At 73.6% G+C, this 11,906-nt stretch carries 11 protein-coding genes; 7 read left to right on the plus strand and 4 right to left on the minus strand.

Annotated elements, in window-relative coordinates:
* Positions 1-19: 19 nt before the first annotated feature.
* Positions 20-871, minus strand: coding sequence for a mycothiol-dependent nitroreductase Rv2466c family protein (locus tag FHX74_RS18565; protein ID WP_182561670.1), 852 nt, complete (start codon positions 869-871; stop codon positions 20-22).
* 208 nt (positions 872-1,079) lie between these two features.
* Between FHX74_RS18565 and pepN the strand changes: the two genes are divergently transcribed.
* Complete coding sequence (pepN, locus tag FHX74_RS18570) at positions 1,080-3,722, plus strand: aminopeptidase N (protein WP_182561671.1); 2,643 nt, start codon at positions 1,080-1,082, stop codon at positions 3,720-3,722.
* 345 nt (positions 3,723-4,067) lie between these two features.
* Here the strand turns inward: pepN and FHX74_RS18575 are convergent, their stop codons facing one another.
* Both FHX74_RS18575 and FHX74_RS18580 read right to left on the minus strand, forming a co-directional pair.
* The gene (locus FHX74_RS18575) at positions 4,068-4,490 is read right to left on the minus strand and encodes a DUF5130 family protein (protein WP_328823921.1); all 423 of its coding nucleotides are present in this window, start codon (positions 4,488-4,490) and stop codon (positions 4,068-4,070) included.
* Complete coding sequence (locus FHX74_RS18580) at positions 4,471-4,854, minus strand: hypothetical protein (RefSeq protein ID WP_182561672.1); 384 nt, start codon at positions 4,852-4,854, stop codon at positions 4,471-4,473. The genes FHX74_RS18575 and FHX74_RS18580 overlap by 20 nt, the downstream gene beginning before the upstream one ends.
* A 58-nt stretch (positions 4,855-4,912) precedes the next feature.
* On the opposite strand from FHX74_RS18580, the gene pyrR reads away from it, so the two are divergent.
* The 5 genes from pyrR to FHX74_RS18605 all read left to right on the plus strand — a co-directional run bounded on the left by pyrR (position 4,913) and on the right by FHX74_RS18605 (position 10,380).
* Positions 4,913-5,530 (plus strand): bifunctional pyr operon transcriptional regulator/uracil phosphoribosyltransferase PyrR, encoded by a 618-nt coding sequence (gene pyrR, locus FHX74_RS18585; protein WP_182561673.1) that lies wholly within the window; start codon positions 4,913-4,915, stop codon positions 5,528-5,530.
* On the plus strand, positions 5,530-6,501 hold the full coding sequence (locus FHX74_RS18590) for an aspartate carbamoyltransferase catalytic subunit (protein ID WP_182561674.1): 972 nt from the start codon (positions 5,530-5,532) through the stop codon (positions 6,499-6,501). The genes pyrR and FHX74_RS18590 overlap by 1 nt, the downstream gene beginning before the upstream one ends.
* The gene (locus tag FHX74_RS18595; RefSeq protein ID WP_182561675.1) at positions 6,501-7,805 is read left to right on the plus strand and encodes a dihydroorotase; all 1,305 of its coding nucleotides are present in this window, start codon (positions 6,501-6,503) and stop codon (positions 7,803-7,805) included. Before FHX74_RS18590 ends, FHX74_RS18595 begins: the two co-directional genes overlap by 1 nt.
* Before the next feature lie 112 nt (positions 7,806-7,917).
* The gene (locus FHX74_RS18600; protein ID WP_328823922.1) at positions 7,918-9,690 is read left to right on the plus strand and encodes an MFS transporter; all 1,773 of its coding nucleotides are present in this window, start codon (positions 7,918-7,920) and stop codon (positions 9,688-9,690) included.
* Between the two features lie 21 nt (positions 9,691-9,711).
* Entirely contained in the window at positions 9,712-10,380 is a 669-nt protein-coding gene (locus tag FHX74_RS18605; RefSeq protein ID WP_182561676.1) for a mechanosensitive ion channel family protein, read from the plus strand.
* 66 nt (positions 10,381-10,446) lie between these two features.
* On the opposite strand, the gene FHX74_RS21255 is transcribed toward FHX74_RS18605, so the two are convergent.
* On the minus strand, positions 10,447-11,277 hold the full coding sequence (locus FHX74_RS21255) for an endonuclease domain-containing protein (protein WP_182561677.1): 831 nt from the start codon (positions 11,275-11,277) through the stop codon (positions 10,447-10,449).
* 194 nt (positions 11,278-11,471) lie between these two features.
* On the opposite strand from FHX74_RS21255, the gene FHX74_RS18615 reads away from it, so the two are divergent.
* Positions 11,472-11,897 carry a globin gene (locus FHX74_RS18615; protein ID WP_182561678.1) on the plus strand — a complete coding sequence of 142 codons (426 nt, stop codon included), beginning with the start codon at positions 11,472-11,474 and terminating at the stop codon, positions 11,895-11,897.
* Positions 11,898-11,906 lie beyond the last annotated feature (9 nt).

An 11,906-nucleotide genomic window follows, 5' to 3' on the forward strand; every position in this document is an offset into this window, starting at 1 on the left:
CGTCGGTTCCGGGCGGCCGTCAGTCGAACGCCGGGTCGGCGGTCCGCGAGCGTTTGAGCTCGTAGAACCCGGGGGTGTCGAGCAGCGTCCGCACCGCGTCGAAGGCCCGGCCGGCCGCCTCGCCCTTCGGCCGCGGGGTGAGCACGGGCCCGAAGATCGCCTGGTCGCCGATCCGGATCACCGGTGTCCCGACCTCGGTGCCGACCAGGGCCATCGCCTCCTGGTGGGCGGCACGCAACGCGTCGTCCTCGTCCCCCACCTCGCCGACCTCGGCCAGCTCGGCGGGCAACCCGACGTCGGTCAGGGCCGCCTCCAGGGTGGCGCGGTCGCGGGCCTCGCCGCGGTCGTGGAACCGGGTGCCGATCGCGGTGTAGAACGCCCGGAGCTGCTCTTGTCCGTACTGCTGGCCGACGGCCAGCGCGATCCGGACCGGGCGCCACGCGTCGTCCATCTTCCGCCGGTAGTCCTCGCTCAGACCCTCGCGGTCCTGATTGAGCACCGACAGGCTCATCACCTTGAAGACGGTGCTGACCGGGCGCACCTGCTCGACCTCGAGCATCCAGCGCGAGGTGATCCAGGCCCACGGGCAGAGCGGGTCGAAGTAGAAGTCGACGCTGACCGTCTGGGCGGCCACGCCGGCGGGGGCCGCGGGACGGTCCTCGCCGCGGAGCCGCTCGACCACTCGGTCGGCGACCAGGGTGGCGAACGTCTCGGCGGCCGCCTTCCTCCCCGACTTCCGGGACGTCGACGCGTGCCGGTCGGCCTTGCCGGGCTTCGCCGACTTCACTGGCTTGGCCGACTTCGCCGACTTCGTGGACTTCTTGGGCGTGGCGGACGCGGGCTTGCGGGGGTTCTTCGCCGACGGGGCCATGGCGGCAGCGTACTGAGCGGGTCGAGGTTCCCGACCCAACCACCCGGGAGGGCTGGTCGCACCGCGGGTCGCGCCGGTGACAGCGCCGCCGAGAACGCGGTCGGTACGGCCCGGTCGCCGGCTGAGGTCAGGGCTGGGGTCGTGGCTGGGGTCGTGGCTGAGGTCGTGGCTTGGGCCGGGGGTCGGGTCGCGTGATTGGATCGCCCCCATGTTCGCCCACAACCTGACCCGGGCCGAGGCGACCGAGCGTTCGGCGCTGCTCCGCGATCCGGAGCACCCCGTCGACTACAGGATCTCGCTCGACCTCACCGGCGCCGACGGCGCCGGGCGGCCCCTGCCCCAGCCCGAGACCACCTTCGCCAGCACCACCGCGGTGACCTTCCGCAGCCGCGACGCGGGCGAGACGCACCTCGACCTGATCGCCGAGCGGGTGGTGGAGGCCAGCCTCGACGGCGAGCCGCTCGACCCCGCCTCCTACGACGGGGCGCGGCTGCCCTTCCGGGTCACCCCGGGCGAGCACCGGCTGGTGGTCCGGGCGGTCTGCCGCTACAGCCGCAGCGGCCAGGGTCTGCACCGGTTCGTCGACCCCGCCGACGACCGGCTCTACCTCTACACGCAGTTCGAGGTCAGCGACGCCCGGCGGGTGTTCGGCACCTTCGAGCAGCCGGACCTCAAGGGCCGCTACACCCTCGACGTCCGCGCGCCCGCCGACTGGACGGTGATCGGCAACACGGTTCCGGAGCAGCAGCCGGCCGACCCGGACCCGCAGGGCGCTCCGACCGCGCTCTGGCGGTTCCCGACCAGCGCCGTGTTCTCCACCTACCTGGTCGGGCTGGTGGCCGGGCACTACGCCGTGGTCACCGACGAGCACACCACCGCGGCCGGGCGGCTGCCGATGTCGGTGCTCTGCCGGCGTTCGGTGCTCGACGACCTCGACGCCGACCGGGTGTTCGCGATCACCAAGGCCGGCTTCGACGTCTTCGAGGAGGCGTTCGGCTTCGCCTACCCGTTCGGCAAGTACGACCAGGCGTTCGTGCCGGAGTACAACATGGGCGCGATGGAGAACGTCGGCTGCGTGACTCTGCGCGACGACCTGGTCTTCCGGTCGCGCACCACCCGCGCGTCGTACGAGTCGCGCGACAACACGATCCTGCACGAGCTGGCGCACATGTGGTTCGGCGACCTGGTCACCATGACCTGGTGGGACGACCTGTGGCTCAAGGAGTCGTTCGCCGAGTGGGCCTCGCACCACGCCCAGTCGCAGATCGACGCGACGACGACGAGCGCGGACGGGCGTCCCGGCGACGGGCTGCACGCCTGGGCGACCTTCGCCAACGGCCGCAAGACCTGGGCCTACCGGCAGGACCAGCTGCCGAGCACGCACCCGATCGCTGCCGACATGGTCGACCTCGAGGCGGTCGAGTCGAACTTCGACGGGATCACCTACGCCAAGGGTGCCTCGGTGCTCCGCCAGCTGGTGGCCTACGTCGGGCGCGACGAGTTCCTGGCCGGCGCCCGTGCGTACTTCGCCCGGCACGCCTACGGCAACACCCGGCTCGACGACCTGCTCGCGGTGCTGACCGAGGCCTCCGGGCGGGACCTGTCCGGCTGGTCGGGCCAGTGGCTCGAGACGTCCGGGGTGAACACGCTCCGGCCGGTCTTCGAGACTGACGACGCCGGGGTGATCACCCGGTTCGCGGTCGAGCAGGACGGCGCCGTGCTCCGCGACCACCGGGTGGCCGTCGGGCTCTACCGGCGTACCGCGGACGGCCGGCTCAGCCGGGCCGAGCGGGTGGAGATCGACGTCACCGGGGCGCGGACCGAGGTGCCGGACCTGGTCGGGCTGGCCCGTCCCGAGCTGTTGCTGGTCAACGACGACGACCTCACCTACGCCAAGGTGCGGCTCGACGCCGTCTCGACCACCACCCTGACCACCGACCTGCACCGGCTCGACAGCTCGCTGGCCCGCGCCGTCTGCTGGGGCGCGGCCTGGGACATGTGCCGCGACGCCGAGCTGCCGGCCACCGACTACGTCCGGATCGTGCTGGCCGGCGTCGGGGTCGAGGACGACCTGACCGCCGTCCGCGCGGTTCTGGCCCAGGCGCAGACGGCGATCGACAGCTACACCCCGGTGGCCGACCGACCCGGGCTGGCCGAGGAGTGGGAGGCCGGCCTCGCCGGGCTGCTGGCCGCCGCCGAGCCGGGCTCGGACCACCAGCTGGCGCTGGCCCGGGCCTACGCGTCGGCGGTGACCGGCGACTCCGGTGCGGCGGTGCTGTCCGGCTGGCTGGCCGGGGACGGGGTCCCGGGCGGATTGGTGGTGGACACCGACCTGCGCTGGTGGGTGCTGATCCGGCTGGCCCGGCTCGGTGCCGCGACCTCGGCGCAGATCGACGAGGAGCAGTTCCGCGACGCCACCGTCACCGGGGCCGAGCTGGCCGCCGCGGCGCGCGCCGCGTTGCCGGACGCCGGGGCCAAGGCGGCGGCCTGGCGGGCGGCGGTCACCGACAACGCGATCTCGAACGCCCAGCAACGGATGGTCTGCGCGGCCTTCTGGCAGCCGGGTCAGGACGAGGTGCTGGCGCCCTACCGCGACCGCTACCGCGACCTGGCGCTCGACATCTCGCGCGGCAGCAACGGCTGGGCGGCCAAGGGCACCGCGCTCCAGGAGAACGCGCTGGGCGGGCTGTTCCCGCGGTTGGCCGACGACCCGTCGGCCGTCGAGGACCTGGCGGCGTGGGCCGAGCGGGTCGAGCTGACCCCGAAGGTGCGGCGGCGGATCGTCGAGGGTCTGGACGACGCGCGGCGGGCCGTCCGGGCCCAGCAGGCCGCGGCCCGCGTCGGCGCCTGAGCACCGTCCTGGGCCTGTCGGAGTCGGCGGTCTCCGCCCTTCGACAGGCTCAGGGCACGGTGGTCGGGTCCGGGAGGCGCGGGAGAGGTCACGCGCGCTGAGCCTGTCGAAGCGCTCGGAGATTGGGTGACTCGCTGACAGCCTCCGGCTCCCACAGCCGAAGACCGACAGCGACCGCGTCGTTTCTGATCCCCCCGGTCAGAACCGACATCGGACGCGCGCTGCGCCACGTCTCCGACAGAGCCGCAGGAGGCGCACACGCTTGACGGGAGAATACCGCCGCCGTCACGACTCGCCCAGAGCGTGCCGGTTATTTCTGATAATGAATAAAGTGCCGCTGCCGCGTCAGCCGGTGCTGCGATCCAGGTGCAGGGTGCGTGGGCGGCTCGCCGCCTGCCCCAGCTGGACGAGCCCGGCCACCAGTCCCCCGGTGATGTCGCCCGCGGCCAGGTTTCCCTGCATCGAGGCGGCCGCGAGCCGGCACGCGTAGTCGTCGAGCACCCGCCGGGACTGCTCGCCGGTGACGATCTCGAGCGCCCGCTGCGCCGGGTCGCAGAGCACGACCACCGATCGCTCCGGATCGTCCAGCTCGCCGAGCAGCCGCAGCGCGGTCCGTCGCGGCGTGGTGTCGGCCAGCCCGATGTGGACGGCGAAGGTCAGGCCGGAACGCTGCTCGGCCAGCCGCCGGGCGCGGTCGATCCGTCGTTGGTCGACCTCGGCGAGCTCGGGGGTCGGCAGCAGGCCGCGCTCACCAGCGGGCACCGGCACCCCCGGCACCCTGCGTCCCGGCGCCCTGGGCCTCGGCGGCCTCGGCGGTGTCCGCGTCGGCGGAAGCGTTGCGGGTGACCACCTCGGTGTCACCCGACTGCTCGGCCGGCAGCGCCGCCGCGGCCCCGGAGCCGCCGAGCGTCTCGGGGCTCGGGGTCGGGCCGACGGCGTGTTCCTCCCACGCCTCGCGCGGGCGGCTGGCGGCGACCTTGTGCCCGACCAGCCCGATCGTCGTGATGATCGCGATCGCGATCGCCGGCAGCACGATCAGCAGCCCGATCGCGTCCAGAGGGGTGACCGCCGGCGCCACCGGCCACCCGGGCAGGGTCTCCAGGGGCACTAGCATGCTCACGAGTTCGCTCACCAGGCCAACGGTAGCCGCATTCACCCGAGTCGGCGTCGACCCAGAACGGAGATCGTCCATGTCGGTGCCCGGGTCCGCTCCGGTGCCGCCGCCCGGTGGCGAGACCCCCGGTGACCGGGTGGTGCTCGACGCCGAGGACATCAGCCGGGCGCTGACCCGGATGGCCCACCAGATCCTCGAGGCCAACCGCGGCGCCGACGGCCTGGTGCTCGCCGGGATCCCCAGCCGCGGGGTCCCGCTCGCCCACCGACTGGCCGCCGCGATCGCCGCCGCCGAGCCGGGTTCCGGAGCCGGCTCGGTCCCCACCGGCGCCCTCGACGTGACGATGTACCGCGACGACCTGCGCAGCCAGCCGACCCGGGCGGTCGGGCCCACCCGGCTGCCGGTGTCGGTCGACGGCGCGGTGGTGGTGCTCGTCGACGACGTGCTGTTCTCCGGCCGCACCGTCCGGGCCGCCCTTGACGCGCTCGGCGACCTCGGACGGCCGCGGGCGGTCCGGCTCGCCGTGCTGGTCGACCGCGGCCACCGTCAGCTGCCGATCCGCGCCGACCACGTCGGCAAGAACCTGCCCACCGCCGCCGACGAGCGGGTGCTCGTCCGGCTCGCCGAGACCGACGGCGTCAACGAGGTGCGGATCGTCCGCCCCGGCGGCGCCCCGACCCGACGAGAGGTCTGATGCGCCACCTGTTGTCCGCCGCCGACGTCGACGCCGCCACCGCGAACCGGATCTTCGACCTCGCCGAGGAGATGGCCGACGTCCAGAACCGGCCGGTCAAGAAGCTCCCCGCCCTCCGCGGCCGCACCGTGGTGAACCTGTTCTTCGAGGACTCCACCCGGACCCGGTCGAGCTTCGAGATCGCCGGCAAGTGGCTGTCCGCCGACGTGATCAACATCTCGGCCAAGGGGTCCTCGGTCTCCAAGGGCGAGTCGTTGCGCGACACCGTGCAGACGGTGGCCGCGATGGGCGTCGACGCGATGGTCATCCGGCACGCCGCCTCGGGCGCGCCGTGGCAGGCCGCGCAGTGGACCAGGGCGCAGATCGTCAACGCCGGCGACGGCACCCACGAGCACCCCACCCAGGCGCTGCTCGACGCGTTCACGCTGCGCCGGCACTTCCGCGCCGCGGCGAATGGCGGCAGCACCGGGACCGACCCGTTCGCCGGCCGGACCGTCGCCGTGGTCGGCGACATCACCCACTCCCGCGTCGCGCGGAGCAACGTGCTGCTGCTGACCACCCTCGGCGTCCGGGTGGTGCTGGTCGCCCCGCCGACGCTGCTGCCGTCGGGGGTGGAGACCTGGGGGTGCGAGGTCACCGGCAACTTCGACGCCGCCATCGCCGAGGCCGACGCGGTGATGATGCTGCGGGTCCAGCGCGAGCGGATGTCCGGCGGCTACTTCCCGACGCCGCGCGAGTACACCGTCGGCTACGGGCTGACCCGCGACCGGGTCGCCGCGTTGCGGCCGGGGACCGCGATCTGTCACCCGGGCCCGATGAACCGCGGGCTGGAGATCTCCGCCGACGCCGCCGACGCGGCGAACTCGCTGGTGCTCGACCAGGTGGCCGCGGGCGTGGCGGTCCGGATGAGCGTGCTTTACCAGCTGTTGGGCGGCGACGACGCGTGGGTGAGCCAGGGAGGCCAGGGCTGATGGGCGAGACGACGACCGACCTGCTGATCACCGGGGCCACCCGGGTCGGCGGGCTGGCCGACGAGGGCGGCGACCTGCTGGTCCGCGACGGCGTGCTGCTCGACCCGGCCGAGGCCGGCCGCGACGGCAGCCGCGAGCTGGTCCGGATCGACGCCGACGGCCTGCTCGCCGTCCCCGGGCTGGTCGACCTGCACTGCCACCTGCGCGAACCGGGCCGCGAGGACGCCGAGACGGTGGCCACCGGCGCCGCCGCGGCCGCCCGCGGCGGGTTCACCGCGGTGCTGGCGATGGCCAACACCGTCCCGGTCACCGACACCGCCGAGGCCGCGCGGCACGTCCGGGCGCTGGGCGAACAGGCCGGGCTGGGCGCGGTGGTCCCGATCGGCGCGGTGAGCAAGGGCCTGGACGGCCAGGAGCTGGCCGAGCTCGGATTGATGGCCCGCACCGGCGTCCGGGTGTTCAGCGACGACGGCCACTGCGTGTCCGACGCCCGGCTGATGCGCCGCGCGCTCGAGTACGTCCGGGCCTTCGACGGCGTGATCGCCCAGCACGCGCAGGACCCGCGGCTGGCCGGGCCGGACGCCTGCTGCCACGAGGGCGAGGTCTCCGGGCGGCTCGGGCTGGCCGGCTGGCCGGCGGCGGCGGAGTCGACGATCATCGCCCGCGACGTCCAGCTGGCCGCACTGACCCGATCCCGGCTGCACGTCTGCCACGTGTCCACCGCCGAGTCGGTCGAGGTGCTGCGCTGGGCCAAGCAGCGCTATCCGCAGGCCGACATCACCGCCGAGGTCACCCCGCACCACCTGCTGCTGACCACCGACCTGCTCGCCGGTTACGACCCGACCTTCAAGGTCAACCCGCCGCTGCGGCCGGCCGAGGACGTCGAGGCGGTCCGGGCCGCGCTGGCCGACGGCACCATCGACGCGGTGGCCACCGACCACGCCCCGCACGCCCGGCACGACAAGGAGCACGCCTTCGCCGACGCCGCGTTCGGGATGGTCGGGCTGGAGACCGCGCTCGGGGTGGTGGTCGAGACGATGGTCCGGACCGGGCTGGCCGACTGGGAACGGGTGGTCGAGGCCACCTCGACGACCCCGGCCCGGATCGCCCGGCTGACCGACCAGGGCCGCCGGCTCGCGGTCGGCGCCCCGGCCACCCTGACCCTGGTCGACCCGACCGCGCGGGCGGTGGTCGACGCGGCCGACACCCGCTCGCTGTCGCGGAACAACCCGTGGCACGGGCGCGAGCTGCCCGACCCGGTGGTCGCCACCGTCGCCGCGGGCCGGCTGACCTACCGACGCTGAGCGTTCTCCGGGACCCCTCGGGTCCTCGGCCGGGCCCGCGTTAGGATTCACTTAGCCCTGCTAAGTTCACGATGGTGTGGCGTAGCACCCGCCGCCCCGAAGGAAGCTCTCCGTGACCGTCACCGAGACCCGCGTCGTGCCCCGGCACGCGCTCGACCTGCCGCGCCACTCCTCCGCCCCGGAGCACCGGGGCGTCGACTACAAGTGGATCGCCCTGACCAACACCACCCTCGGCGTCTTCATGGCCACGGTGAACTCGTCGGTGGTGCTGATCTCGCTGCCGGCGATCTTCCGCGGCATCCACCTCAACCCACTGGCCGCCCAGAACGTCAGCTACCTGCTGTGGATGCTGATGGGCTACATGCTGATCACCGCGGTGCTGGTGGTCTCGCTCGGCCGGCTCGGCGACATGTACGGCCGGGTCAAGATCTACAACGCCGGATTCGCGGTGTTCGCGCTCGCCTCGGTGGCGCTCGCGCTGGTCCCGTTCGACGGCGGCGCCGCCGCGCTCTGGCTGATCGGGTTCCGGGTGGTCCAGGGCATCGGCGGCGCGATGCTGATGGCCAACTCGACGGCGATCCTGACCGACGCCTTCCCGGCCCACCAGCGCGGCATGGCGCTGGGGATCAACCAGGTGGCCGCGCTGGCCGGCTCGTTCGGCGGCCTGGTGATCGGCGGCATCCTCAGCGAGTGGCACTGGCGGGCGGTGTTCTGGGTCAGCGTCCCGGTGGGCGTCGTCGGCGCGATCTGGGCCTACCGGTCGCTCCGCGAGATCAGCCAGCGCCGGGCGGGCCGGATCGACTGGTGGGGCAACCTCACCTTCGCGGTGGGCCTGATCGCGGTGCTGGCCGGGATCACCTACGGCATCCAGCCCTACGGGGGTTCGGCCGAGGGCTGGGGCAACCCGGCGGTGGTCGCGGCGCTGGTCGGTGGCGTGCTCGTACTGATCGCCTTCGTGGTCATCGAGCGTCGGGTGGCCCAGCCGATGTTCCACCTCGAGCTGTTCCGGATCCGCACCTTCTGGACCGGCAACTTCGCGACCCTGATGAGCTCGGTGGCCCGCGGCGGGCTCCAGTTCATGCTGATCATCTGGCTGCAGGGCATCTGGCTGCCGCTGCACGGTTACGACTACGAGTCCACCCCGCTGTGGGCCGGCATCTACCTGCTGCCGCTGACCGTCGGCTTCCTGATCGCCGGTCCGCTGTCGGGGTTCCTGTCCGACCGGTTCGGCCCGCGGCCGTTCACCGTCGGCGGGCCGCTGCTGGTCGCGGTCAGCTTCGTCGGGCTGCTGCTGCTCCCGGCCGACTTCTCCTACCCGGCGTTCGCGGCGCTGCTGGCCCTCAACGGCATCGGCTCCGGGCTGTTCTCGGCGCCGAACACCACCGCGATCATGAACGCCGTCCCGCGCGAGCAGCGCGGCGCGGCGGGCGGGATGAGCTCGACGTTCATGAACGCCGGCATGGTGCTCTCGATCGGGGTGTTCTTCTCGCTGCTGATCGCCGGGCTGGCCGGCAGCCTCCCGCACGCGATGCAGACCGGTCTGGCCGCCCAGGGCGTCCCGGCCTCCTCGGCGGCCTCGATCGCGGCGCTGCCCCCGGTCGGGATCCTGTTCGCCGCGTTCCTCGGCTACAACCCGATCGCCCAGCTGCTGACGCAGACCGGCGCCGTCCACCATCTGTCCTCGGCCCAGCTGGCCGTGCTCACCGGCAAGGAGTTCTTCCCGCACCTGATCGCCGACCCGTTCCGCTCGGGGCTGGTGCTGGTGTTCGCCATCGCCACCGTGATGGTGCTGCTGGCCGGGGTCGCGGCGGCGCTGCGCGGCAAGAAGTACGTGTACGCCGAGCCGACCGACGCCACCGACGAGCAGGCGCACCAGACCTCCTGATCCCCCTCTAGGGTTTCGGCCATGCCCGATTGGCTGAAACAGGTTCCGGACACCTGGCTGTTCGTCCCGATCAAGATCGTCGTGCTGCTGGCCGCCGGCGGCATCCTCCGATGGGTGCTGCACCGGGTGATCGACCGGGCGATGCGGCAGGCGCTGGCCTCGCAGCCGCGGCACCGGCTCCGGGCCGCCCAGGCGCTGGCGGCCGCGGCGAGCCTGGGCCACGAGCGTCGGAGCCAGCGGATCCGGGCGCTCGGGTCGCTGGCCAAGAGCCTGGTCACGGTGGTGCTGCTGCTGATCGTGGTGCTCGAGGTGCTGGACCTGCTGAGCTTCCCGGTGACCACCATCGTCGCCTCGACCACGGTGATCGGCCTCACCGTCGGCTTCGGGGCCCAGAACATCGTCAAGGACCTGATCAGCGGGGTGCTGCTGCTGGTCGACGACCAGCTCGGGGTCGGCGACTACGTCGAGATGGCCGAGAGCTCGGGCGGCGCCAGCGGGATCGTCGAGGCGGTCGGCTTCCGGGTCACCCAGCTCCGCGACGACGACGGCACGGTCTGGTACGTCCGCAACGGCGAGGTGCTCCGGGTGGGCAACTACAGCCAGGGCGGCGCCGGCCGTCCCCCGGTCAAGCGCGACCTCAAGCCGATCGCCGTCCGCCCGCCCGGCCGACGGCTGCTCCGCACCCGCTGACCCCGCAGCCCCGAGCCTGGCTCGCACCCCCGTGCCCTGAGCCTGTCGAAGGGCGCTTGGACCGGCTCAGCGCGCGTCCGAAGCACCGCCATGGCCCAGAGCCGCGAGGATCTGGGCCAGCACCAGCTCCGGGTCGTCGGCGAGCATCCGCCAGGTGAACCGGAGCACGGTCCAACCGGCGAGGACGAGGGCGTTCTGGCGGGCCCGGTCCGACTCGAACGCCTCGGCGGTGTCGTGGACCGCGCGACCGTCCACCTCGACGGCGAGCCGGGCCGCCGGGAAGGCGACGTCGAGGAAGAAGCGTCGGCCGCCGACCACCACCTCGTGGTTCGCCCTCCACCCACCGCACCCGGCGCTGCGGAGCAGCCGGTGCAGGGTCCGCTCGGCGGCCGACCAGGGTTCGTCGCGCGAGTCGAGCAGCAGCGCGCGTCGGAGCCGGTGACCCCGGCGGCCCGGCACCGCGTCGAGCGCCGCGCGCATCCGGGCCAGCGTGCTCGCCCGCGTTCGCAGGGCCGCGTCGATACCGTCGACGCCGACCTCGTCGCACAGGTCGACGGCGGTCAGCGCCGGGTCGGTGTACCGCACCGCTCCGCGGACACAGACCCAGTCGGGCGGGATCCGGCGCCGCACGCCGAGGAAGCCCGCCCGCGGAGCGACCTCCGCCGCGGCAGCGAAGGTGATCGTCGGCAGCGGCACCGAGGGCCAGAACACCCGGGCGGCCGCGGCCCCGGTGAGCACCGCGTCGGGGTGCCGTCGCATCAGCGCGGCGATCCGCACCCGCGGGTCCCGGGCCACCGCGGCGCTCGCGTACACCCCCGGAAGCACGGCGACCAGGGTCCCGGCGCGGAGCTCACGGTCCAGCGCCGCCGCGAGGTGCGGGTGGTCACGGCGAGCCACGACCCCTCCGCCCTCGCGCAGCGCGGCGACCACCACATCCCTCACACCAGGGAAAGGCCCGCCTCGGAGCCCGGATGTGAGCCGACCCGTTAAAATCCCGCACTCGGGACCGGCGGGACGCTGGCCGCAGGCGGGCAGGTCCGCGATGGGCGGCGTCGAGTGCGGGTTTCTCAGCGTGCGGGAGAATGGCGGCGATGGCTACCCCGAATGCGCACCCCACCTTCTACGAGGCGGTCGGCGGACACGAGACGTTCGCCGGCATCGTCCGGCGGTTCTACCAGGGCGTCGCCGGGGACCAGCCGCTGCGCGCGCTCTATCCCGAGGAGGACCTCGGGCCGGCCGAGGAGCGGCTGCTGCTGTTCCTCGAGCAGTACTGGGGCGGCCCGACCACCTACAGCGAGCAGCGCGGCCACCCGCGACTACGGATGCGGCACGCCCCGTTCGCGGTCACCCCGGACATGCGCGACCGCTGGCTGACCCACATGCGGGCGGCGGTCGACGGGGCCGGGTTGCCGGCCGAGCTCGACGCGATCCTCTGGGAGTACCTCGCACGCGCCGCACAGGCGATGGTCAACAGCTTCGGCGAGGAGGAGCCGGCCTGGCGCCGGTCGCTGCTCTGACCGCTCCCC

The sequence above is a fragment of the Microlunatus kandeliicorticis genome (genome assembly GCF_014137855.1).
Lineage (GTDB): Bacteria > Actinomycetota > Actinomycetes > Propionibacteriales > Propionibacteriaceae > Microlunatus > Microlunatus kandeliicorticis.

Excerpts from the sequence above, each read along its gene's own strand:
- FHX74_RS18565 (WP_182561670.1), bottom strand. The coding sequence starts at position 871 with ATGGCCCCGTCGGCGAAGAACCCCCGCAAGCCCGCGTCCGCCACGCCC.
- pepN (WP_182561671.1), top strand. The coding sequence starts at position 1,080 with ATGTTCGCCCACAACCTGACCCGGGCCGAGGCGACCGAGCGTTCGGCG.
- pyrR (WP_182561673.1), top strand. The coding sequence starts at position 4,913 with ATGTCGGTGCCCGGGTCCGCTCCGGTGCCGCCGCCCGGTGGCGAGACC.
- FHX74_RS18590 (WP_182561674.1), top strand. The coding sequence starts at position 5,530 with ATGCGCCACCTGTTGTCCGCCGCCGACGTCGACGCCGCCACCGCGAAC.
- FHX74_RS18595 (WP_182561675.1), top strand. The coding sequence starts at position 6,501 with ATGGGCGAGACGACGACCGACCTGCTGATCACCGGGGCCACCCGGGTC.
- FHX74_RS18605 (WP_182561676.1), top strand. The coding sequence starts at position 9,712 with ATGCCCGATTGGCTGAAACAGGTTCCGGACACCTGGCTGTTCGTCCCG.
- FHX74_RS18615 (WP_182561678.1), top strand. The coding sequence starts at position 11,472 with ATGGCTACCCCGAATGCGCACCCCACCTTCTACGAGGCGGTCGGCGGA.